General features: G+C 41.8%; 18 protein-coding genes and 1 riboswitch. Of the genes, 15 read left to right on the top strand and 3 right to left on the bottom strand.

Going from position 1 to position 25,155, the window contains the following annotated elements; translation table 11 throughout:
- Positions 1-25: 25 nt before the first annotated feature.
- Positions 26-1,849 carry a long-chain fatty acid--CoA ligase gene (locus Q0V26_RS11285; RefSeq protein ID WP_297481768.1) on the bottom strand — a complete coding sequence of 608 codons (1,824 nt, stop codon included), beginning with the start codon at positions 1,847-1,849 and terminating at the stop codon, positions 26-28.
- A 715-nt stretch (positions 1,850-2,564) separates the two neighbouring features.
- Here Q0V26_RS11285 and leuA point away from each other — a divergent pair.
- The 8 genes from leuA (at position 2,565) to thiQ (ending at position 11,814) form a co-directional block, all read left to right on the top strand.
- The gene (gene leuA / locus Q0V26_RS11280) at positions 2,565-4,106 is read left to right on the top strand and encodes a 2-isopropylmalate synthase (protein ID WP_297481767.1); all 1,542 of its coding nucleotides are present in this window, start codon (positions 2,565-2,567) and stop codon (positions 4,104-4,106) included.
- A gap of 58 nt (positions 4,107-4,164) precedes the next feature.
- Entirely contained in the window at positions 4,165-5,253 is a 1,089-nt protein-coding gene (gene leuB, locus Q0V26_RS11275) for a 3-isopropylmalate dehydrogenase (RefSeq protein WP_297481766.1), read from the top strand.
- A 26-nt stretch (positions 5,254-5,279) separates the two neighbouring features.
- Positions 5,280-6,707, top strand: a complete 1,428-nt coding sequence (gene leuC, locus Q0V26_RS11270) for a 3-isopropylmalate dehydratase large subunit (protein ID WP_297481776.1) — start codon at positions 5,280-5,282, stop codon at positions 6,705-6,707.
- A 13-nt stretch (positions 6,708-6,720) separates the two neighbouring features.
- The gene (gene leuD / locus Q0V26_RS11265) at positions 6,721-7,323 is read left to right on the top strand and encodes a 3-isopropylmalate dehydratase small subunit (protein ID WP_297481765.1); all 603 of its coding nucleotides are present in this window, start codon (positions 6,721-6,723) and stop codon (positions 7,321-7,323) included.
- Between the two features lie 121 nt (positions 7,324-7,444).
- Positions 7,445-8,227, top strand: a complete 783-nt coding sequence (locus Q0V26_RS11260) for a DUF547 domain-containing protein (RefSeq protein WP_297481764.1) — start codon at positions 7,445-7,447, stop codon at positions 8,225-8,227.
- Between the two features lie 28 nt (positions 8,228-8,255).
- Positions 8,256-8,372: riboswitch (TPP riboswitch) on the top strand.
- A 108-nt stretch (positions 8,373-8,480) separates the two neighbouring features.
- Complete coding sequence (gene thiB / locus Q0V26_RS11255) at positions 8,481-9,479, top strand: thiamine ABC transporter substrate binding subunit (protein WP_080158595.1); 999 nt, start codon at positions 8,481-8,483, stop codon at positions 9,477-9,479.
- Between the two features lie 12 nt (positions 9,480-9,491).
- A complete protein-coding gene (gene thiP / locus Q0V26_RS11250; protein WP_297481763.1) occupies positions 9,492-11,099 on the top strand; it encodes a thiamine/thiamine pyrophosphate ABC transporter permease ThiP in 1,608 nt (535 codons plus the stop codon).
- Positions 11,092-11,814, top strand: a complete 723-nt coding sequence (thiQ, locus tag Q0V26_RS11245) for a thiamine ABC transporter ATP-binding protein (RefSeq protein WP_297481762.1) — start codon at positions 11,092-11,094, stop codon at positions 11,812-11,814. Before thiP ends, thiQ begins: the two co-directional genes overlap by 8 nt.
- A gap of 78 nt (positions 11,815-11,892) precedes the next feature.
- Here the strand turns inward: thiQ and Q0V26_RS11240 are convergent, their stop codons facing one another.
- Positions 11,893-13,269 carry a PhoH family protein gene (locus tag Q0V26_RS11240; protein WP_080158598.1) on the bottom strand — a complete coding sequence of 459 codons (1,377 nt, stop codon included), beginning with the start codon at positions 13,267-13,269 and terminating at the stop codon, positions 11,893-11,895.
- 341 nt (positions 13,270-13,610) lie between these two features.
- Here Q0V26_RS11240 and rapA point away from each other — a divergent pair, with 341 nt between their 5' ends.
- The 3 genes from rapA (at position 13,611) to Q0V26_RS11225 (ending at position 18,410) form a co-directional block, all read left to right on the top strand.
- Positions 13,611-16,532 (top strand): RNA polymerase-associated protein RapA, encoded by a 2,922-nt coding sequence (rapA, locus tag Q0V26_RS11235; protein ID WP_297481761.1) that lies wholly within the window; start codon positions 13,611-13,613, stop codon positions 16,530-16,532.
- A gap of 159 nt (positions 16,533-16,691) precedes the next feature.
- Positions 16,692-17,390 carry a bifunctional tRNA pseudouridine(32) synthase/23S rRNA pseudouridine(746) synthase RluA gene (gene rluA, locus Q0V26_RS11230; RefSeq protein WP_297481760.1) on the top strand — a complete coding sequence of 233 codons (699 nt, stop codon included), beginning with the start codon at positions 16,692-16,694 and terminating at the stop codon, positions 17,388-17,390.
- 66 nt (positions 17,391-17,456) lie between these two features.
- A complete protein-coding gene (locus Q0V26_RS11225; protein WP_107276411.1) occupies positions 17,457-18,410 on the top strand; it encodes a D-2-hydroxyacid dehydrogenase in 954 nt (317 codons plus the stop codon).
- An 87-nt stretch (positions 18,411-18,497) separates the two neighbouring features.
- Here the strand turns inward: Q0V26_RS11225 and djlA are convergent, their stop codons facing one another.
- A complete protein-coding gene (gene djlA / locus Q0V26_RS11220) occupies positions 18,498-19,352 on the bottom strand; it encodes a co-chaperone DjlA (protein WP_297481759.1) in 855 nt (284 codons plus the stop codon).
- Between the two features lie 170 nt (positions 19,353-19,522).
- Between djlA and lptD the strand changes: the two genes are divergently transcribed.
- From lptD to rsmA, 4 genes are read left to right on the top strand one after another with little or no spacing between them, the layout of a single operon-like run.
- Positions 19,523-21,922 (top strand): LPS assembly protein LptD, encoded by a 2,400-nt coding sequence (gene lptD, locus Q0V26_RS11215; RefSeq protein ID WP_297481758.1) that lies wholly within the window; start codon positions 19,523-19,525, stop codon positions 21,920-21,922.
- 47 nt (positions 21,923-21,969) lie between these two features.
- Positions 21,970-23,277, top strand: a complete 1,308-nt coding sequence (gene surA, locus Q0V26_RS11210) for a peptidylprolyl isomerase SurA (protein WP_297481757.1) — start codon at positions 21,970-21,972, stop codon at positions 23,275-23,277.
- A gap of 10 nt (positions 23,278-23,287) precedes the next feature.
- A complete protein-coding gene (gene pdxA / locus Q0V26_RS11205; RefSeq protein ID WP_297481775.1) occupies positions 23,288-24,280 on the top strand; it encodes a 4-hydroxythreonine-4-phosphate dehydrogenase PdxA in 993 nt (330 codons plus the stop codon).
- A complete protein-coding gene (gene rsmA / locus Q0V26_RS11200; protein ID WP_080158603.1) occupies positions 24,277-25,098 on the top strand; it encodes a 16S rRNA (adenine(1518)-N(6)/adenine(1519)-N(6))-dimethyltransferase RsmA in 822 nt (273 codons plus the stop codon). The genes pdxA and rsmA overlap by 4 nt, the downstream gene beginning before the upstream one ends.
- Positions 25,099-25,155 lie beyond the last annotated feature (57 nt).

Here is a 25,155-nt window from a genome sequence, read left to right as displayed (position 1 = left end):
TTCTTAAATCTAAACAAAAAATAGATTAGTCGTCTTTTTGTTGCGCTTTTTTATGGCTTTCTTCGTACATATGTTCAATCTCTTTATGGTAACGATCTTGAATCACTTTACGACGTAATTTTTGCGTTGGTGTTAATTCACCTTTATCCATTGAGAATGATTTAGGTAATAAGGTGAATTTTTTCACTTGCTCAAAACGTGCTAGATCTTTCTGTAACTCAATCACACGTTTCTCAATTAATTCAACAATTTGGCTGTGTTTAACCAATTCCATGCGATCTTGATATTTAATATTGAGTTCACGCGCATGTTCTTCTAGTGTTTCAAAACAAGGTACGATCAATGCTGATACGAATTTACGGGTGTCAGCAATAACCGCAATTTGTTCAATTAGATGATCTTTACCAATCGCACCTTCAATCACTTGTGGTGCAATATACTTACCGCCCGATGTTTTCATTAACTCTTTGATACGATCAGTAATAAACAAATTACCTTGCTCATCGATATAACCCGCATCACCCGTTTTAAGAAATCCATCATCAGTAAAGTTGTTCGCTGTCTCTTCTGGCATATTGTAATAGCCACGCATAACCATCGGACCGCGTACTAAAATTTCATTATCTTTACCAATTTTAACTTCAGCACCTGGCATTGGCATACCAATTGAATCAGGGTTATAACAGCGATCATCCCAACAAGATACCGTCGCAGTGGTTTCTGTCATGCCATAGCCTAACTTTACGTTAATCCCCATAGCATGGAAAAAACGACCAATGCCCGCATCTAATTTAGCGCCGCCACATGGCATACACTTAATGTTGCCACCCAATACAGCACGTAATTTAGACAGCACCATTTTATCGGCTAAGTTATGGCTTTTCTGTAATAACCATGAAGGTTCACGACACTCTTGACGAGCCAACGACATCCTTGCACCCATATTTACTGCCCAAGTAAAAATCATCTTTCGATGAAAAGGGGCACGAGCGACTTTTTCATGAACACCTGAATATATTTTTTCATAAACACGAGGCACAGCAGACATGTAATTAGGCTTTACTGTCACTAACGCTTCTTTGAGCTTATTGGTATCTGACAGATAACAATTAATTACGCCACGGTGTAAGACATAAAATGTCCAAGCACGTTCAAAGACATGTGATAACGGTAAGAAACATAATGATGTATCGCCTTCATCTAATGCTAAACGTTCATCATGAGCAATAATTTGTGAAGCAATATTAGCATAATCAAGCATTACCCCTTTAGGTGTACCTGTGGTACCCGAGGTATAGATCAGCGTTAATAAATCATCCATAGCCAAGTTATCTAAACGGGCATCAAGCTCTGACTGATACTCTGAAGAGGCTGTTTTTAAAAAATCAACGTAATGACAAACCAATGGATGTTGAGGTAATTCAACATCATCTGTTAGCGCAACAATACGTTCTAAATTCGGACACTGATCAGCAATAGCAACAGCAGCATTTAACTGAGCTTGTTCGCCAACAAATAATACTTTCACATTAGCATCATTAATAATATATGCCGACTGCTGAGGTGTATTAGTTGGATAAATAGGCACCGTAACACAGCGATTATATAGCGAAGCAAAGTCAGCAATAGTCCAACGTGGCATATTATTGGCAAAAATACCGACTTTATCTTGTACTGCTAAACCTTGATTTAGTAGTGCTAATGCCAATTGTTGAATTTTTTCACCAAAATTATTCCAGCTAATATCTTGCCACTCACCATTAACTTGATGACGTAAAGCAGGACTGTCGCCTAAGCGCGCAATTTGCTGACGAATACGGTGAACAATATGGAAATCATGTTGTGCCATAAGTACTCTATTCTTTTAGCTTACACTTGTAAGCTGATTTGAGATACGCAGTCTACAATTCAGCCTTTAAAAAGCCAACTATAATGCGTATTAAATTATAGCTTCTGACGATCTAGATCACTCTATACCTGCTTACTTATTGTCTTCAATAACTTTTTAAATAAAAAATAAAAGTGTAAGGATCTATAAATAACATGGCCTCATAACATAAAGAATCTATATAGTAGTATGAATATTAAAGATCACCAACAACACCCGAATCACTAACATTCATTTCAAATAACGTGCAATATAGAATTAAATTTATCATCTAAAATAGTATCACTAATACTTGGATAGGTATTCGAAACATCATTCAGTCATCATAAAATAAATATGTACTGCAGAACCACCACGGTTGTTTTTTTAATTCGCTTCCTTCAACCTTTACTTAAAGTACAAAAAAATACAACTTTTGATTGACCTATAGCCCGTCTATTTGATATTCATTTGTTAACAAAATTTATTGAAGTCTTTAATAAAATGAAAACGTGCTTCTACCTCCTCTTAGCTATCCTTCTCATCGTGACATAATCACGCGGGTTGCTATCGAGTGGGAAACACCACTAAAGATTTCAAAACCCGCGCAAGCAAGCGCGGGTTTTTTCATATTTTGACCAGCGCAAGTGAATGCGAAACTCAGCCTTATACAGGCCTATACTTAAAGGATGTCACTATGAAAGATCGGGTCATTATTTTTGATACAACGTTACGTGATGGCGAACAGGCTTTATCTGCCAGTCTAACCGTGAAAGAAAAATTGCAAATAGCTTATGCGCTTGAACGCTTAGGGGTCGATGTGATTGAAGCGGGTTTCCCAGTGTCATCTCCCGGAGACTTTCAATCTGTACAAACCATTGCTAAGCACATTAAAAACAGCCGTATTTGTGCCTTGTCGCGTGCAGTTGAGAAAGACATTGATGTTGCCGCTGAATCATTAAAAGTCGCTGAAGCATTTCGTATTCACACCTTTATTTCAACCTCTACCGTTCATGTACAAGATAAATTGCGTCGTAGCTACGACGATGTCATTGCAATGGGTATTGCAGCAGTAAAACGGGCTCGAAAATATACCGATGATGTCGAGTTTTCCTGTGAAGATGCCGGACGAACCCCGATTGATAATTTATGCCGTATGGTAGAAGCTGCAATTGATGCGGGAGCAACGACCATTAATATTCCCGATACTGTGGGCTACACTCTACCAAGTGAATTTGGTGGCATTATCACCCAACTATTTAATCGAGTACCCAATATAGATAAAGCCATTATTTCCGTTCATTGCCACGATGATCTTGGCATGTCAGTCGCAAACTCCATGGCAGCTATTCAAGCGGGCGCCCGCCAAGTAGAAGGCACCATTAACGGTTTAGGTGAACGCGCGGGTAATTGTGCCCTTGAAGAGATAGCGATGATCATTAAAACCCGTCAATCACTATTAGGGGTGCATACCAGCCTCAAGCATGATGAAATCCATCGCACCAGTAAAATGGTTAGTCAGTTATGTAATATGCCGATTCAAGCCAATAAAGCTATCGTAGGCAGTAATGCTTTTAGTCACTCTTCAGGCATTCATCAAGACGGCATGCTGAAAAATAAAAATACCTACGAAATCATGACCCCAAATTCGATTGGTCTTAAAAACCAAGCATTGAACCTTACCAGTCGTTCTGGTCGTGCCGCGGTTAAGAGTCATATGGATACTCTTGGCTATACCGAGCATGAATATGACCTTGATAAACTGTATACCGATTTTCTTAGCCTAGCCGATAGAAAAGGCCAAGTGTTTGATTATGATCTTGAAGCCTTAATGCATTTTTCTAATCTGCGCGATGAAGATGACTTTTTCAAAATAAACTATTTAAGCGTCCAATCTGGCAGTGTGATGGCAACCACTAGCATAAAACTTCAATGTGGCGATCAGGAAAAGTGTGAAGCCGCAGTTGGTAATGGCCCTGTCGATGCACTGTATCAATGTATCTATCGCCTAACAGGGTACGAAATTGTACTTGATAAGTTTGATCTTACTGCTAAAGGCGAAGGTGAAGATGGTTTAGGGCAGGCGGATATTATTGCCAATTACAAAGGCCGCAAGTACCACGGCACAGGCCTTGCGACAGATATTGTAGAAGCATCAGGTCAAGCGCTGATTCATGTTATCAATAGTATTTATCGTGCCGATCAAATCGCAACTATCAAACAGCAACATAGCCACTAACGTTATTCATTAACAACAAATTCAATCTATTTTTAGTACATTATGGAGAGCACCCACCATGGCAGGTTCATATAATATAGCAGTACTACCCGGTGACGGTATTGGCCCAGAAGTGATGCAACAAGCACACAAAGTCTTAGCGGCAGTCCAACAAAAATTTGATATTACCCTTCATTGTCATCAGTTCGATGTTGGTGGTATTGCGATTGATAATCACGGTTGCCCCCTACCGTCCATCACTCTAAAAGGTTGTGAAGCTGCTGATGCGGTATTGTTTGGCTCTGTCGGTGGCCCTAAATGGGAACACCTCGCTCCCAATGATCAACCGGAGCGTGGCGCACTTTTACCACTTCGTAAGCACTTCGAATTATTTTGTAATTTACGCCCAGCACAAATCCACCGTGGTCTAGAACACTTTTCTCCACTGCGAGCAGATATCTCTGAGCGTGGGTTTGATATTGCCGTTGTACGTGAACTCACTGGTGGCATTTACTTTGGCGAGCCTAAAGGTCGATCAGGTGAAGGCGCACAAGAAAAAGCCTTTGATACTGAAATTTATCATCGCTATGAAATTGAACGCATTGCTAAAATAGCCTTTGAATCTGCGCGCTTACGCCGTAAAAAAGTCTGTTCAATTGATAAAGCCAATGTACTACAAAGCTCAATTTTATGGCGTCAAGTGGTTGAAGAAGTTGCGGTTGATTACCCCGATGTCAGCTTAACTCACATGTACATTGATAACGCCACTATGCAACTTATCAAAGATCCATCACAATTTGATGTGATGTTATGTTCCAATATTTTTGGCGATATTATTTCCGATGAATGCGCCATGATCACCGGTTCAATGGGCATGTTGCCATCTGCAAGTTTAAACCAACAAAAATTTGGTCTATATGAACCAGCTGGCGGTTCAGCACCTGATATCGCAGGTAAAAATATTGCCAACCCCATAGCCCAAATCCTATCCGCAGCCTTAATGTTGCGTTACAGCCTTGGTGAAGAAAATGCGGCTCGTGCAATAGAAAAAGCGGTGGCACAAGCACTAGAAGCGGGGCAACTAACGGCAGATTTAGCCAGTAATAACACCGCCCTTACCACCAGCGAAATGGGTGACAAAATCGCCGCCTATATTCAACATGCATAAGGAACAGCATGATGTCGAATACAATAATGTCACCCTCAAGCCAAGCCAGAACACTTTATCAAAAAGTCTATGATGCTCATGTGGTAGTAGCAGCGGCTGGCGAAAACCCAATCTTATATATTGATCGTCATTTAGTGCATGAAGTGACCTCACCACAGGCATTTGATGGGCTGCGCGAACAAGGTCGCCAAGTTCGCCAAGTAAATAAAACCTTTGCCACCATGGATCATAACGTTTCAACTCAAACCAAAGACATTAACGCCAGTGGTGAAATGGCACGAATCCAAATGGAAACCCTAGCAAAAAACTGTGCTGATTTTGGGGTTACCTTGTATGACTTAAACCATAAATATCAGGGTATTGTCCATGTAATGGGACCAGAGTTAGGTATTACTTTACCCGGAATGACTATTGTTTGTGGCGATTCACATACCGCGACTCACGGTGCATTTGGCGCACTGGCTTTCGGTATTGGCACCTCGGAAGTTGAGCATGTGTTAGCGACCCAAACTCTTAAACAATCTCGCGCTAAAACCATGAAAATTGAAGTTACAGGAAAAGTAGCAGAGGGTATTACCGCGAAAGATATCGTACTAGCGATTATCGGTAAAACTACCGCTGCTGGCGGAACAGGTTATGTGGTTGAATTTTGTGGCGAAGCTATCACGGATCTGTCGATGGAAGGTCGTATGACAGTGTGTAATATGGCGATAGAGTTAGGTGCAAAAGCAGGCTTAATTGCCCCTGACCAAACTACTTTTGATTATATTAAAGGCCGTAAATTTTCACCTCAAGGTGCTGATTTAGACGCCGCTATCACTTATTGGCAAACCCTCACCAGTGATGACAACGCAGAGTTTGATGCAGTTGTCACCTTAAATGCTACCGAGATCAAACCACAAGTGACATGGGGCACGAATCCCGGTCAAGTGATTGCTGTTGATGAGCAGATCCCTGCACCTGAAAGTTTCAGTGATTTAGTTGAGCAAACATCCGCTAAAAAAGCCTTGGCTTACATGGGACTAGAACCTCATAAATCATTATCTGATTATGCTATCGATAAAGTTTTTATCGGTTCTTGTACCAATTCACGTATCGAAGATATGCGCGCCGCAGCTGCTATTGCTAAAGGCCGTAAAGTGGCCGCTAATGTCCAAGCCTTAGTCGTGCCGGGTTCTGAACAAGTAAAAACTCAAGCAGAGCAAGAAGGCCTAGATAAGATCTTTATTGAAGCGGGGTTTGAATGGCGTTTACCTGGGTGCTCAATGTGCCTTGCAATGAACAACGATCGCTTAGGCCCTCAAGAGCGATGCGCATCCACCAGTAACCGTAATTTTGAAGGACGTCAGGGACGAGATGGTCGTACCCACTTAGTCAGCCCAGCCATGGCGGCGGCGGCGGCATGTGCAGGACACTTTGTCGATATTCGTCAACTTGAACCAGTATCGGCATAATAAGGACATAACTATGACAGGCTTTACTCAACATACAGGGTTAGTGGTACCGTTAAATACCGCCAATATTGATACCGATGCCATTATTCCAAAACAGTTTCTTCAAAAAGTAACCCGTACTGGATTTGGACAACATTTATTTCATGATTGGCGTTTTTTAGACGATGGCGGTCAACAACCTAATCCCGATTTTATAATGAATGCCCCTCGTTACCAAGGTGCAACCATTTTACTGGCTCGCGAAAACTTTGGCTGTGGATCATCGCGTGAACATGCACCATGGGCGTTAGCCGATTACGGCATTAAAGTAATGATCGCCCCTAGTTTTGCTGATATTTTTTATGGCAATTCAATCAATAACCAAATGATCCCTGTTCGTCTTACAACGCCACAGATTGATGCGTTATTTGATTATGTAGCAACCACTGAAGGGGCAAAAATCACCGTAGATCTAGCGGCTATGACAGTAACAGCGAACGATAACCAATATTCATTTGAAATTGACGAATTTCGACGTCACTGTCTATTAAACGGATTAGATAACATAGGCTTAACCCTGCAATACCAAGCGAAAATTGCTGAATATGAAGCTAATATTCCTACTTATCTCGCTTAAATTAACTAATCTTAATACTAATGCCTGTTAATCTCAGGCATTAGTATCGCCCTACTCGGCTGTAATAAATCAGATATCATTACGGTCTTCTGTTGATATCTCTTTTTATAACAGGTTCAGTATGCGTATTGTGTTTAGCTTATTGTTGATTTTCGCTTCTTGGTCTCTATGTGCCGCCCCGAAAGCGGATCTATTACCTTATTGGCAAGATCAGGTGGCCAGCAATCAACGCGATATCAATCATCACCCATGGCAACAATTATTAACTAAATACTTAGTTGTTAGCCCACAACAAACACTGTTTCGTTACAGCGCAGTGACTCCCGCCGATAAACAGCAATTACAGAATTATATTAATCAGTTAGCTAAACTTGATCCGCGCCAATATAATCGTAATGTTCAGTTTGCTTATTGGGTTAATCTTTATAATGCACTCACCGTCCAATTGATCCTTGATAATTATCCGATCACATCAATTACTAAACTCGGTGGTTTTTTCAGTTTTGGCCCTTGGGATCAACCCATTGTGACCATCACAAATAAAACCTTAAGTTTAAATGACATTGAACATCGTATATTACGTCCGATTTGGCGCGATCCTCGCATTCATTATGCGGTTAATTGTGCCAGCTTAGGTTGTCCTGACTTACTGCCTCAAGTATTTGATAGTCATCACCTTGATCGACAACTCAACAATGCTGCCAGCCGTTTTATTAATAGTAATAAAGGGGTACGTACCAACTTAAAACAAACAACTTTATCGTCAATTTATGATTGGTATAGCGTTGATTTTGGTAATCAACAGGCCTTATTGCAGCATATAAACCATTATCGAGTGCATAAAAAAATCAATGGCGATAACATTAAATTTGATTACAACTGGCAGTTAAATCAGAAGCTATAACTTAGTACAAGTTACAGGTACAATGCTCGTGTTCTCATTGGGGAGCCATTAGGCTGAGATTGTTGTTATTATCTTGATTGATATAGCAGAACCCATTGAACCTGAACCAGGTAATGCTGGCGTAGGAATTGAGAAACGCATGGGTATTTTACCCCTGTCTAGCTGCTATTACAGCATGCTGCTACTACCTCTCAAGCCTGTGCCGCTCTCTCTTTTTATTTTGTTCGCAGGATGCTGACATCAGGAGCGCATAGTGAAAATCAGTTACACACTTTTACCGCTAATATCGATAGCGTTACTCTCAAATAACGTCTTGGCGGCCGATAATACCCTTAATGTTTATACCTACAGCTCGTTTTCATCCGAGTGGGGGCCTGGACCTATTATCAAAAAAGCCTTTGAAGCCCAATGCGATGGTTGCAAAGTTAACTTTGTCTCTTTAGAAGATGGCGTATCAATTCTTAATCGAGTTCGTTTAGAAGGCAGCCGTAGCCAAGCGGATATTCTATTGGGGCTTGATAACAACCTGATGACTGAAGCTAAACAAACGGGATTACTGGCAAAACAACATGTTGATCTAAGTAAATTAACCTTACCTAAAGGTTGGCATGACGATACCTTTATTCCTTTTGATTATGGCTATTTTGCGTTTGTTTATGACAGCACCAAATTACCCCATCCACCCACCAGTTTAAAAGCGCTGGTTAACGATCAAAACATCAGTATCATCTACCAAGATCCGCGCACCTCAACCCCAGGTCAAGGGCTGATGTTATGGATAAAATCAGTGTACGGCGATAAAGCGACTGCCGCATGGCAACAACTTGCTAAACACACAGTAACGGTAACAAAAGGCTGGTCAGAAGCTTACAGCATGTTCCTTGATGGTGAAGCTGATATGGTATTGTCTTACACCACCTCACCGGCTTATCACATTATGGAAGAGCATAAAAATCAGTATAAAGCGGCCAACTTTAAAGAAGGTCATTACATGCAGGTTGAAGTTGCCGCCAAAATGAAAAATAGCCCACATCCTAAACTAGCAGATCAATTTATGCAGTTCATTGTCAGTGATGGGTTTCAATCTCAAATTGCGACCCACAACTGGATGTATCCTGTTACTAAACAACCACTGCCCGCCGCATTTAATCAATTAAGCGTGCCAGATAAAGCATTAGAATTTAGTGCTGATGAAGTGGCTCACAAGCGTAAAGAATGGATTCGAGAATGGCAGCAAGCGCTGACCCAATAATGGCATACCGTTGTGAATAAACGTGTAACTCAACTTCTGCCCGGACTATTAAGTGTCGGGCTTATTTTATTACTGGTGATCGCCGCGATCACCAGCCTTATACTTCATGCTGGGCAATGGCAACTGAGTAGCTTATGGCATGATCCTTATCTACGTCATGTGACGCGATTTAGTTTTTACCAAGCCTTGCTGTCTACTTTACTCAGTATTGTGCCTGCAATTGCGATTGCTTACGCACTATCACGACGCAATTTTATAGGTAAACAACTGTTATTACGTTTGTTTGCGATGACGCTAGTGATGCCTGTATTAGTGGCGGTGTTTGGCTTATTAGCGATCTACGGCAAAAGCGGTATCATTAGCCATGGGTTAAGCTGGCTCGGATTACCCCGACTAAACATTTATGGTTTAAGTGGCATTTTACTGGCACATGTGTTTCTCAACTTACCATTAGCGGTACGCTTTTTACTCCAAAGTCTAGAATCAATTCCCTATGAACAACATCAATTAGCCGCCCATTTAGATCTTCGTGGCTGGTATAAATTCAAACTTGTCGCTTGGCCTCGGTTACGTCAACAATTGCCCCATGTGGCGGGGCTTATTTTCATGCTGTGTTTTACCAGTTTTGCGGTGATCATGTCACTAGGGGGCGGTCCTAAATCAACCACCATTGAACTGGCAATTTACCAAGCGATTCGCTATGACTTCGATCTTGCTACTGGTGCTATTTTAGCGCTGTGGCAAATGTTACTTTGTGGAGGATTAGTGTTACTTAGCCATCGCTTTGCCAAACCACTAGCAACCTTTAGTGCCTCTGTGGGTAAAAATGTGGTTAATTATCAAGATAATTGGCGTGCAAAATGGTGGGATTGGAGTTGGATCGTGGCTGCAATATTGCTGGTTATCCCACCAATTATTGCAGTTTTTATTGCTGGATTAAACCGTCAACTGCCGCAGTTATTACAACAACCGGCACTGTGGCATGCAGTCGCTAATTCACTTGAAATTGCGGTCATGGCATGTAGCTTAGCGTTTGTTTTTGGCATGATGATCTTACTCGCGAGTCGACAATTACGCTTAAATAAACAACGTTTGAGTGCCGATAGTATTGAAATGATCGGCACCATTATTTTAGTTACTCCAGGGCTAGTATTAAGTACCGGTATTTTCTTATTACTGCGTCAATATACCGATGCCTATGGCGCTGCTTTTTGGGTTGTAGTAGGGGTTAATGCTTTAATGGCACTGCCTTATGTGATCAAAACCCTTAGCCAACCCATGCTGCATATTGCTCAACAATACAATACGTTATGTCATAGTTTAGGCATGCGTGGTTGGTCTCGATTACGACTTGTAGAGTGGCGAGCACTGCGTAAACCGATTGCACAGTCATTGGCTATCAGCTTAGTATTGTCACTGGGTGATCTTGGGGCAATTGCTTTATTTGGTAGCCAAGATTTTCAAACGCTACCACTGTATTTATTCCAATTAATGGGTAGCTATCGCATGGATGGTGCTGCTGTGGCGGCATTATTATTGTTATTACTCAGCTTAGGTTTATTCAGCGCGATTGAATATTGTTTCCAGCCTCGGCGTACCAAAGGCAAACACCATGCTTGATATAAACCAATTATGTTATACCTATCAACCTCAACGCCAACATGAACATCCTATGCTGTTAAGCTTTAACTTTAGCCTTCAACAAGGTGATATTGCGGCGTTAATCGGTCCAAGTGGTGCAGGGAAAAGTACCTTATTGGCGCTTATTGCGGGGTTTTTACAGCCACAACATGGTGATATAACCATCCACCAGCAATCAATTATTACGCTTGACCCTGCTCAACGACCATTATCAATGCTGTTTCAAGAGCATAATTTATTTCCGCATTTAACGGTCTATGAAAACATTGCTCTTGGCGTTGATCCTCGTCTTAAATTGAGTACCCAGCAACGCCAACAGGTACATGATGCAGCAGAAAAAGTGGGATTAACAGCGTATTTACCCCGCCTACCCGAGCAACTATCTGGCGGACAGCGTCAGCGGGTGGCATTAGCGCGCTGTTTAATTCGACAACGGCCTTTATTATTGCTTGATGAACCGTTTTCGGCACTTGATCCTACGTTGCGTAACGACATGCTACAGCTGGTACAGCAACTGACTCAGCAGCAAGCCATCACCGTATTAATGATCACTCATAGCCCTGATGATGCTAAAAAAATCGCCAATAAATGCATCTTTATTGATAACGGAGAAGTGAAAGCATTTGGGGAGACTGATGCGCTATTAAACCACTCCCAACAACCAGACTTACGTCATTACTTAGGCTTAGCGTAATAACGGCCATAAACAAAGCCGAGCTCAGTATGTTATCCCTAGAGCTCGGTTTATATTATTAAAACAACAACGATGAACTTAAAGATTTTCTTCCGCAAATTCAGCTAAACGACTTCGCACCACACCATTAATATAAATATTGGCGCTACCCTCAAAATGTTTAAACCGTTCAACAATGTAAGTTAATCCTGATGTTACTGGTGATAGATAATTGGAATCAATTTGCGCCAAGTTACCCGAGCACACCAACTTAGTCCCCTCACCACAACGGGTAATAATGGTTTTTATCTGTGATGCAGTTAAATTTTGACACTCATCAAGCAGCACAAAGGCATTTTGAATTGAACGTCCACGCATAAAGTTAATCGATTTAAATTGAATATTGGCTTTATCAAAAATATATTTCATTGAACCATCAGTGCAGACATCATGCTTATGTAATGCTTCCATGGTGTCGGTAACCGCCGCTAACCACGGTAACATTTTTTCTTCTTCAGTACCGGGTAAAAAGCCAATAGATTCAGCAATTTCAGGTGTATTACGCGTAACAATTATCTTGTCATACATGCCTTTTTCTATCACCTGCTCTAACGCTGCTGCCATCGCTAAAATGGTTTTACCACAACCAGCAGGACCAGTTAATATCACTAAATCAATACTGGGATCGAGCATAGCGTCCAATGCCATACCTTGATAAATGTTTTTAGGATGAACCCCCCATGCTTGGCGATGCATTAAGCGTTCGTAACTGATGTCTTTAATCGTAACCTCTTCACCATCAATCGCTTTGATTCGCGCGGCAAATTCTTCACTGTCATCCAGTAAATATTGATTCATGTACGGATTATCAAATAACGATCGAGGCAAAATATGTAAGGTTGAACTACCGCGATTTTCAGAATGGCATTCAGCGACATTACTCCAAAAATTACCTTGATAACGGTGAAAACCTTTACTGAGTAAGGCGATATCATCAATCAATTGATCGGAGCGATAATCATCAACATTCAGCACCCCAGCCCCTTTGGCTCGTAAGCGCATATTGATATCTTTCGTCACTAATACTACGCTTCTAGGGGTATGTTTTTGTTGTAGAAAAAGAACACTATTAAGAATACGGTTATCACCTGCTTTATCACTAAAAGCATGCACCGTTTGTTTGACTTCATAATCAGCAAAAATAGCAATAGTGCCGTTATGTGGAATCTGATCATTAAAAGGAATTCCCGCTGAAATTTGCTCAGGGGTCGCATCGTGAAAGATATTTTCTAGCGCGCGAATAGCAACCCGCGCATCACGTGAAACATCACGCTTACTGTCTTTAATACGATCTAATTCTTCCAGAACCGTCATCGGGATCACGACATCGTGTTCCTGGAAAGAAAAGATAGCGAGAGGTTCATGAAGCAGAATATTTGTATCAAGTACAAACAGTTTCCGTTCGGCATTGTCCATAAGCACCTCCTTGGTAAGGCGAACAACAATAAACTTGGCTATCACTCTTTTAGCTTACGTCAAAATTAACGTTTGTGTTAATTACAGCATTTATAACGATCAATAGGCATAACAATTAAAGCATCTATTGATTAAACTAGAATGGCATTAAGACTCACGCTTCTTTTGCACACTTTCACCGTGACCTTAATCACATCATGCAGTAACATAACTCCCCCATTTTTGAGTTATGCGTATGCCATATTATTCATCTATGCATTTAGTTTTATTATAGACGATAAATAGACAACGCGAATTATAATATTTCCTTTATATCAAATAATTAGAAGGTTTCTAGCACTATGCCATTTGCTTTGGGTCAACGTTGGATCAGTGATACAGAAAGTGATTTAGGTTTGGGAACAGTCGTCGCGATTGAGCCTCGCACTGTTAGCTTGATGTTTCCAGCATCAGATGAAAACCGTTTATACGCTCGACATGATGCACCAGTTACCCGTGTAATGTTTAATGTTGGCGATGTGATTGAAAGCCACGAAGGCTGGTCGCTCAAAGTTGAATCGATCGAAGAAGATAAAGGAATTATCACTTATATCGGTACCCGTATAGATACCGAAGAAAGCGATGTCGCGTTACGTGAAATATTTTTAAGCCATCAAATTCGTTTTAATAAACCGCAAGATAAATTATTTGCAGGTCAAATTGATCGTATGGATCGATTTGCATTACGTTACCGCGCGCTAAAAAATCAATATGAACAACTAAAAAGTCCATTGCGTGGTTTATGTGGCATGCGTGCAGGTTTAATTCCGCACCAGCTTTATATCGCTCATGAAGTCGGTCGTCGTTATGCACCACGCGTACTTTTAGCCGATGAAGTAGGTTTAGGTAAAACCATTGAAGCGGGCATGATCATTCACCAACAAGTGCTATCTGGTCGTGCTGAACGTATTCTAATTTTAGTGCCAGAAACACTGCAACATCAATGGTTAGTGGAAATGATGCGCCGCTTTAATCTGCACTTTTCTATTTTTGATGAAGAGCGTTGTGTTGAGTCTTTAGCAGATGCAGCTAACCCATTTGATACCGCACAATACGTACTGTGTTCACTTGATTTTCTACGTAAAAGCCGCCGTCGCTTTGAGCAAGCATTAGATGCTGATTGGGATCTACTCATTGTCGATGAAGCGCACCACCTTGAATGGAGTGAAGAGCGTCCAAGCCGTCAATACCAAGTGGTTGAAGCTATTGCTGAAAAAACACCGGGCGTATTACTGCTAACGGCAACCCCTGAACAATTAGGCCGTGAAAGTCACTTTGCCCGCCTACGCTTATTAGACCCTGATCGTTTTTACGATTACGAAGCCTTCGTCGAAGAAGAACGTCAATATGAGCCGGTTGCTGACGCCGTATCAAAATTACTTGCAGGTGAAAAACTTGATAGCAACGCTAAGCAAACTCTAGTCGACTTACTTGCAGGCCAAAACGTTGAGCCAATGATCACTGCGATTGAAAATGCAACCACAGCAGATGATGCTGAGGCGCTAGAAGCACGCCACGAGTTGATCCGTAACCTAATGGATCGTCACGGTACTGGCCGCGTATTATTCCGTAATACTCGTTCAGCAATCAAAGGTTTCCCTAAGCGTCACCTTAATATGTACCCATTACCAATGCCAAATCAGTACAGCACCGCGATGCGTGTAGCTGGCATGATGGCAGGTAAACTAAGCATTAACGAAAAAGCGATTAAACTGCTTTATCCTGAAGATATCTATCAAGAGTTTGAAGGTGAATCAGCGACATGGTGGAACTTTGACCCTCGCATTAACTGGTTGCTAGATATGCTAAAAGCCAACCGTAATGAGAAAGTATTGGTGATCTGTTCTCGTGCTCAAACCGCATTAACGTTAGAGCAAGCCCTACGTGAGCGTGAGGGTATTCGTGCGACCGTGTTCCACGAAGGTATGTCGATCATTGAACGTGATAAAGCGGCGGCGTATTTTGCGCAAGAAGAGAGTGGTGCTCAGGTATTAATCTGTTCAGAGATTGGTTCAGAAGGTCGTAACTTCCAATTTGCTAATCAATTAGTGATGTTCGATTTACCAAGTAACCCTGACTTGTTAGAGCAACGTATTGGTCGTTTAGATCGTATCGGTCAGCAACGTGAAATTGAAATCCACGTACCGCACCTTGAAGGCACCTCACAAGCCTTATTAGCACGTTGGTTTAACGAGGGCTTAAACGCGTTTGAAGAAACCTGCCCAACGGGTCGTCCTGTTTATGAAGCGGTATGTGAAGATTTAATCACACTACTTGCTAGTGATAAGCAAGACAGTGACGCACTGGAAGCGGTGATCACTCAAAGTGCGGCACTACATAACGAACTTAAAGGTAAACTTGAACAAGGCCGTGACCGCTTACTTGAAATCCACTCCAATGGTGGCGAAGCCGCACAACAGTTAGTGGAACAAATTAGCAGCAAAGATGGCGATACCAACTTGGTCTCTTTTGCACTAGGCTTATTTGATACCATTGGTCTTAACCAAGACGACAAGGGTGAAAACGCAATTGTAGTAACACCGTCAGAGCACATGATGGTTGCAAGCTACCCTGGCTTACCTTACGACGGTTGTACCATCACATTTGATCGTAATACTGCGCTATCACGCGAAGATCTGCACTTTATCAGCTGGGAACACCCAATGATTCAAGGTGGTATTGAATTGCTATTGAGTGAAGGTGTCGGAACAACGGCAGTTTCATTACTGAAAAACAAAGCACTGCCTGTCGGTACTTTGTTATTAGAACTGATTTACGTGGTTGATGCGCAAGCACCAAAACAATCGGGTATTGGTCGTTTCTTACCTAAAACACCTATTCGCATTCTACTTGATAGCAAAGGTAATAATCTGTCTGCCAATGTTGAGTTTGAAAGCTTTAACCGTCAGTTAAGCCCAATTAACCGTCATTTAGGCAGCAAGTTAGTCAACTCAGTACAAAAAGAAATCCATACTCTTATTGCTCATGCTGAACGTGAAATTGACAAAGAGTTAGTTACCGTACGTAGCCAAGCACAAGCCGAGATGGAAGCAACATTACGTGCTGAGCATCAACGTTTACTGGCACTAAAAGCAGTTAACCCTAACATTCGTGATGACGAGTTAGAATTGATTGAATCTCAAATTTTGGATTTAACAGACTACATTGCTAAAGCTCAAATTCAACTGGATTCACTGCGTTTAATTGTTGTTAGCCATAACTAATTTACTGACATTATCGGTATGAAAATTTAACCGTCGCGAGTATGTTTACTGCATCTTATCGGCGGTTTTTTTATAGCTAACATACTATAGACATACCAATTGTAAGGCATTCATATTAGTATGCTGACCAATTTTTCACTCTCAATTTGCGAGCGCATCATGAAACCATTGCCAGTGCTAAACTATAATCCCCCCACGGATCCTTGGCTGGATACTCTTTTTATTGATAGCGATATTATAGCGATCAATAAACCAGCGGGTCTGTTATCAAATCCAGGTCGTCAACCTGAGCATCATGACAGTGTATTTGCGCGCGTATTAGCTCAATATCCTCAATCACAAATTGTACATCGGTTAGATATGGGTACCTCTGGCTTGATTGTATTGGCATTAAATAAAGCTGCTGAACGCCACTTCAAAGCACAATTTCGTGAGCGTGAAACCAAAAAAGTGTATTACGCACGAGTCTGGGGACAAATGGAGCATGATACAGGTACGGTTGATTTGCCACTAATTTGTGATTGGCCTAACCGCCCTCGTCAAAAAGTATGTTTTGATGACGGAAAGCCGTCAGTGACCCACTATGAAGTATTAAATCGCGATGAAAATAGCACTCTAGTTCGCTTATTACCGATTACAGGTCGCTCACATCAGCTACGCGTACATATGCAAGCGCTAGGGCACCCTATTTTAGGTGATAAATTCTATGCCAATGACGAAGCGATTGCGGCATCACCACGACTATTATTGCATGCAGCAGAACTGACCTTTACCCATCCAGGGACTGATGAGCCAATGCACCTGTTTGCGCCGTGTGAATTTTACCCACAAGCACTAACGCAAACAATTTACCCGTAAACGGTAGGCATCTTTTACAATGAATGCTAGCGTACAGCTTGCATTCATTGTTTATTGAGATGACCCATGGAAACTATCGTTTTTCTTGATCATGGCACTATTCCGGCACACATTAGTCTTCCTCGCCCTGATTTTTGTCACCAATGGCATCAATACGACGCAACAACTGCATCACAAGTGGTTGAACGCCTACAACATGCCACGATAGCAATCACCAATAAAGTTGTACTAAATAGTCAGGTACTGGCTCAATTACCTCTCCTCAAATTTATCGCCATTGCTGCAACAGGGACTAACAACGTTGATCTCGATTATTGTCGCACTCACAATATCAAGGTCGCTAACATTCAAGGTTATGCTACTCGCTCAGTGCCAGAACATGTTATAGCGATGATTTTTGCCCTTAAACGCAATCTTGCGGGCTATCAACAAGACATCGCTAACGGTGAATGGCAACGTCAGCAGCAATTTTGTTTTTTCACCCACCCAATTACTGATGTTGCAGGATCAACTTTGGGTATTATTGGTAACGGAGGCTTAGGTCAGGCTGTCGCCACACTGGCACGCGCTATTGGTATTGAGGTGTTATTTGCCGAACATGCAGGGGCAACTCAATGCCGTGATGGCTATCACCCCTTTGAGCAAGTGCTGCGCGAAGCTGATATCATTAGCTTACACTGCCCACTGACACCAACCACCCATAATATGATTGCCGAATCACAATTGGCTCTGATGAAATCAAGCGCAATAATAATTAATACTAGCCGCGGCGGTTTAATTAACGAACAAGCATTAGTTGATGCACTCCTCTCTCACCAAATAGCAGGAGCAGGAATCGATGTTTTTACAACTGAGCCAGCATTGCCGTCAAATCCATTAATTGTTCATAGTCAGTTGTCCAATCTGATTCTAACGCCACATGTAGCATGGGGATCTGATTCCGCCATTCAAACATTGGTTAATCAATTGATAGACAATATTAATAGCTTCCATCAAGGTACCCATAAAAATCAGCTCTAATCTCGATTTTTAGCCACAAAAAAGCGAGCATGGCGCTCGCTTCTTTTTATTGCTAATTGCGGTTCAACTGTCGATGCCGTTAACTGACTATTTAAAGCCTTTTTCTTTACGGATCAGATCATAAGCTGCTTGCAGTTCTTGGGTCTTTTGCTTAGCAATTTCCATCATTTCTGGTGGTAAACCTTTTGCCGCTAATTTATCAGGGTGGTGTTCATTCATTTGTTTACGGTAAGCACGTTTCACTTCTTGTGCTGACGCGTCTTCATTAACACCTAGCACTTTAAAAGCATCCGCTAATTGATCACGAGTCGGCGGCGCTTGAAAACCACCCCCTTGTTGTTGGTATTGCTGATGAAAGCCACCTTGTTGAAAACGAAACGCTGCTTCTTGCATCTGTAAGCGTTGTTCTAACTGAGCTTCAGAGAAACCAAGGTAACGTGCAATAACATGCAAGAGTTGACGTTCTTTTGAGTGTAATTGTCCATCCGCAAACGCCGCTTGAATTTGAAGCTCTAAGAAAAACTGTAATAAGTCAGCACGACCGGCGCTATTACGAACGCGATTAAGGGTTTCTTCCAGAGGGAAGTTATCTTCTTTACCTTCACGAAATGCATTTTGCGCTTGGCGGCGAGATTCACCCTGTAGCCCCATTCGATCCATGATCGTACTAGCAACACGAATTTCATTTTCAGTAACACGGCCTTTGGCCTTCGCCATGTGTCCCATGGTGGCAAAGCAAGCATTAAAGAACTCAGCTTGGCGCTCTGCATTAGTGGCATTTTTACCACCAAAACCGCCAAAACCACCGTTTCTTTGGCGGGCATACGCTTTATCAAATTGATGACCGATAAATAAGCCAATTAGAAGACCTATATATTTAGGGCCAAGCAATATTCCCAGTAGAGCACCGAAAATTTTTCCCCATATACCCGTTCTCTGCATTCTATACTCTCTGGTAGTTCGTTAATTTTTTCACTGTTTACCCAACAGCATGCGCTGAAAAGATGCCGTCGCGTTAAATTTGCATTATGATAGCTGTCATTTGTCGGGAATGCTTGTAAAAAGCGCAACAATTCGCCTTGCACCAAATTGATACAGGAATGTTGAATTAGATGTCACTTACCTCTCACAGTTTACTAGCCACAATGATTAGCTTAGCCCTATATGGCCCAGCAATGGCAGCTGACATTACCCCTACAAGCGGTGATAGTCACAGCCCAAAAAACATTGCAGATCCTGCTAATAATGCAATTAATGGTAACAAAAATCCAATTGCGATGGTACGTGGTGTCTGCATCCCGGAAAAAGATCGCAAACAAGATACCAATAACGAACCGATCCATATCAGTGCAGACCATGCTGAAGCACAACAAAATACAGCCGCTGTATACTCTGGTGATGTAGTAGTAAAACAAGGCACGCGGACGATTGTTGCTGATAAAGCTACCTTGCAACAACCCGCCAACATTGTAACGGCAGACGGCAATGTTTTCTATCAAGATGGTGGCATGGACATTGATGCCAAAAGTTTAACTAGCGATCTTGATACTAAAGATGCTCAAATGAATGATGCGGTCTATAAAATGACCTGTCAGGCAGGCCGCGGTGATGCTAAATTAATTGAGCGTCGCAATGTTGACGGCACTCAGTTTTACAAAATGACCGATGGTACTTATACCACCTGTCCTGATAACGATAAAAGCTGGCGCTTTGCGGCGGGTAGTCTAGATCGTGATGGTGACTCACCATTTGCGGATCTATATAATGCCCGCTTTGAAGTCCTTGATGTGCCTGTATTTTATCTTCCGTGGTTACGTGTTCCTGTCACTGAACAACGTCTTACTGGTTTCCTATATCCGTCAATTAGCTACGGTTCAAAAAACGGTATGGAGCTAGAAACCCCTTTTTACTGGAACATAGCTCCCAATTACGACTTAACCCTTACCCCTAAGTATATGAACCACAGAGGATTACAGTTAACCTCTGAGTTCCGTTATCTGTCTGATTTTGGTCAAGGTAAAGTCATTGGGGAATATTTAGGCCACGATAAAAAATACCGCGATTATGATAAACGTTGGGGTTTCCAATGGACACATAGCGGTATTATCGATAAAAACTGGTTGCTGAATATCGATTACAGCAAAGTCAGTGATGCAAAATATTTTGATGACGTCGACTCAATTATTGGTCAGCGTGAAGATAATAACCTATTGCAAACTGCATCGTTGGCGTACCGTAATGATAATTGGGACACTAACTTAATGGTACGTGACTTCCAACCACTGACTGAAAGTGGCCAAGGCTCGCAATACCGTTTAATGCCTCAACTATCAAGTACCTACTATAAATCTGATCTTCCTTATGGGTTAGATTTTAGTTTGCCAATGAGTATCAGTAAATTTGATACCGATGATAGATCCAAACCAACAGCTGATCGAGTCACAGTAGAACCAACATTAACCTTGCCGTATGCGACCCCTTGGTGGTCTGTTACTACGCAAGCTAAATTAATGTATGCCCATTACAATCAACAATTTGATGTTCAGGCAAACCCCGATCTCAACACGCTCGATAAAACAGCAGACCGCACGGTGCCCGAATTTAGAGTCAACAGTAGCTTGTACTTTGAACGTGACACCTCGATCATGGGTGAGCATTACACTCAAAGTTTAGAGCCACAACTGCAATATTTATATGTGAAAGATGTTGATCAAAGTGGCATCTATAATCCCGTTAATTATAGCGGTGGCGGCTATGACTCAACCCGCTTACAACAAGACTATTACGGCCTATTTAGCGACAGAACTTATAGTGGTCATGATTATATTGCGCCTGCTAACCAATTTACCGTTGGTGCTACCACTCGTTATTATGATGCAAACTTTAAGGAACGTTTTACCCTTTCATTGGGTCAAATTTTCTATATTGATAAACCCGTCGCTGATGGCACTGATGCAAAAAGCTATTCTGCAACCGCATTAGAGACTGAATTCAACCTTGATGATAATTTATTCTTCAAGAGCGCAATGCAATATGATTCAAGTGAAAATGAAGTTCAGCAAGGTAGTACCGCGGTTGAATACCGTAATGGCCGTGTATTTGTGCAACCAAGTTATCGCTATGTTTCTAGTAGTTACTTAACCAAATATGTTGATAATCCAAATGTTGAAGTCAATGGCAAACGCGATGGTATTTCACAATTAGGTTTATCGGCAGGTTTCCCTATTAACGACAATATTGATATTACTGCGGATTATTTCCAAGATATGAACGTCAATAAAATGTTAGAAAGTCGCGTAGGTTTAGTTTACCGCTCAGCATGTTGGATGGTAGGTTTAAGCTATAATCGCTATGCAAAAGATCCATTGAACCAAGATTTTACCGAATACGACAGCAATGTTAGTTTCTCGTTTAGTCTACTTGGTCTTCAAGGTGCACGACCATTTGGTCAAACATCAGATGATGGCGGCAATATTCTGGGTTATGCAGACCCATTTACACTTAAAAATTAATGATCGTGGCGGTAATTAATATCGCCACTCAACATGACGGACTATAAATGAAAAAGTGGAAGTATTCAGCGCTAAGCGTAATGCTTATGGGTATGACAGCAACAGTGATGGCAGCCCCTCAACCGCAAGAATTAAATCAAATTGTCACCACAGTTAATGATGGCGTGATTTTACAAAGTGACGTCAATGCAATGTTGAAAACCGTCCATCTTAATGCTGCGGCAGAAGGCCAACAACTGCCTCCGAACAATATTTTACGTCAGCAGGTGATGGATAAATTGATCATGGAGAATTTGCAGATTCAGCAAGCCAAGCAGCTGGGTTTACGCATTGATGATAACCAGTTAGATCAAGCCGTTGCCGATGTCGCTAAACAGCGCAATATGACGGTGACTCAACTGCGTCAAGATTTAGCAAGCGCAGGCATTAGCTATCCAATGTTCCGCGAGCAATTACGTAACGACATGCTAGCGTCTGAAGCACGCACCATTATTGTTCGTAAACGAGTTAACATTCTTCCTCAAGAAGTCGATAATCTCGCGGCACAGTTAGCAAAGCAAACTCAACAAAATGTACAATACAACATTAGCCAAATTCAGATTGCCGTTAATGACGATGCAGATAAAGCCACCCGTGAAAAAGCCAAGCAAGAAGCGGATAAAATTTATGCTGAAATCAAACAAGGCGCTAATTTTGCTGAATTAGCTTACCGCTACTCAAAAGGCCCTAAAGCCCTAAAAGGTGGTGAATGGGGTTGGATGAGCAAAGAAGAAATGCCAACAATTTTTGCTGACCAAATTAAAACTAGCAGTAAAGATAGTGTGATCGGTCCTTTCCGTAGTGGTATTGGTTACCATATTTTAAAAATTAATGACGTTAAAGGCATGCCAACAGTTTCAGTGGTTGAAGTAAAAGCCCGTCATATTTTAATCAAGACCTCTGTTATTCTTAGCGACGCTGCAGCTAAACGTGAACTAGAAACAATTCGTCAAAAAATCATTAGTGGTAAAGAAACCTTTGCAGCTGCAGCTAAACAATACAGTGTAGATCCAGGCTCTGCGGCTAACGGTGGTCAGTTAGGTTGGCAGGTACCATCAATTTATGCGCCTGCATTTGAAAAAGAAGTTAAAACATTACCTGTCGATCAAATTAGCCAACCATTTAAATCACAGTTTGGCTGGCATATTGTTGAAGTAGAAGGCCGTCGTAATGTCGATCGTACTGAAGCTGCATTAAAAAATCGCGCAGCTCAAATCCTATTTAACCGAAAGTTTAATGAAGAAGCACAAACATGGTTACAAGACCTTCGTGCTGGCGCATATATCGAACAAATAAATAAGGTAAATAATGGCTAATAACAAGCATATGACTAACACACAACGGATTGTCATCACCCCAGGTGAACCGGCCGGGATTGGCCCTGATTTAGTCATTGCCTTGTGTCAACAATCTTGGCCGCACCAACTTGTCATTTGTGCTGATGCGCAGGTTATGGTAGAACGTGCGGCTCAATTAGGTTTACCTTTAACCATTTTGCCTTATCAGCCTGAGTTAGCAGCACAACCGCATCAAGCGGGAACCATGACTGTTATACAGATTAATAGTACCACTGAGGTTGTCTGCGGACAGCTTAACGAGCAAAATGGTCTCTATGTATTAGCAACACTAGAGCGTGCAGCTGCAGGCTGTATGAGTGGTGAATTTGCTGCGGTTATAACCGGCCCTGTTCATAAAGGGGTTATTAACCGCGCTGGGGTTTCTTTTAGTGGCCACACTGAGTTTTTTGCACAGCAGTCAGATACCGCGCAAGTTGTTATGATGCTTGCAACAGAAGGATTACGGGTTGCTTTAGTGACAACCCATATTCCGTTAAACTGTGTCGCAAAAGCCATTACAGAACCTCGGCTAAAGCAAGTTATTCGTATCTTGCATGCTGATCTAGTGACTAAATTTGGTATTGCTTCTCCCAAAATTTATGTTTGTGGGCTCAATCCTCATGCCGGTGAAGATGGCTGTTTGGGCATGGAAGAAATTGATACCATTGCTCCAACATTAGAACAACTACGTCAACAAGAAGGCATGGATCTTATCGGACCGTTACCGGCTGATACCATCTTTCAAGAAAAATATTTAGCTGATGCCGATACGGTGTTAGCCATGTATCACGATCAAGGGTTACCGGTGCTGAAATATAAAGGCTTCGGTAAGTCAGTCAACATTACGTTGGGACTTCCCTTTATCAGAACTTCAGTAGATCATGGTACCGCACTGGAACTCGCAGGTACTGGGCAAGCAGACATAGGTAGCCTTCGGACAGCGCTATCCCACGCCCTCGAATTGGTAGAAAAACAAGCATGAGCAGCGATCAAGTCCACTTAGGTCACCGCGCGCGTAAGCGCTTTGGCCAAAACTTTTTAAAAGACCCATATATTATTGATGGCATTGTGTCAGCGATTAACCCTTTACCAGGCCAAAATCTGGTAGAAATTGGCCCCGGCCTTGGTGCGATCACTGAATATGTTGGTAAATTAGTTGATAAATTTACGGTTATCGAACTTGACCGAGATCTGGCTGAGCGTTTACGTAATCACCCAGATCTAGCGTCAAAACTTACCATCCACGAAGGCGATGCAATGCGTTTCGACTTTACGCAACTTATTAAAGAAAATAATAAGTTACGTATCTTCGGTAACTTGCCTTACAACATCTCAACCCCGTTGATGTTCCACATTTTTGAATTTCATAAAGACGTACTAGATATGCACTTTATGCTTCAAAAAGAAGTGGTTAATCGTCTTGCTGCAGGTCCTGGTAGTAAAGCTTATGGCCGTCTAACGGTAATGGCGCAATACTACTGTAAAGTGATGCCAGTACTAGAAGTACCGCCAGAATCTTTTGTACCTGCACCGAAAGTAGATTCAGCAGTAGTACGTTTAACGCCGTATGAAGTGCTACCATTCCCATGTACTAACCTTAAATGGCTAGATCGTGTGTGTCGTGAAGGCTTCAACCAACGTCGTAAAACAATCCGTAACTGTTACAAAGGCTTGTTGACACCAGAACAACTAGAAGCGCTTGGTATTAACCCAGGCCACCGCCCAGAAAACATTACGGTAGAACAATTTGTTGCTATGGCTAATTGGCTTGACGTTAATTTCCAAAAAGAAGAGCAATAATGGTATAGCGCATTAACAACTGCGCCTATAACATAATAACCCTGTGTAACGTATCAC

Origin of the sequence: uncultured Photobacterium sp. (genome assembly GCF_947039875.1) — a bacterium.
Lineage (GTDB): Bacteria > Pseudomonadota > Gammaproteobacteria > Enterobacterales > Vibrionaceae > Photobacterium.
The sequence above is the reverse complement of the archived record's forward strand: the minus strand, read 5'-3'. Positions and strand labels throughout refer to the sequence as shown.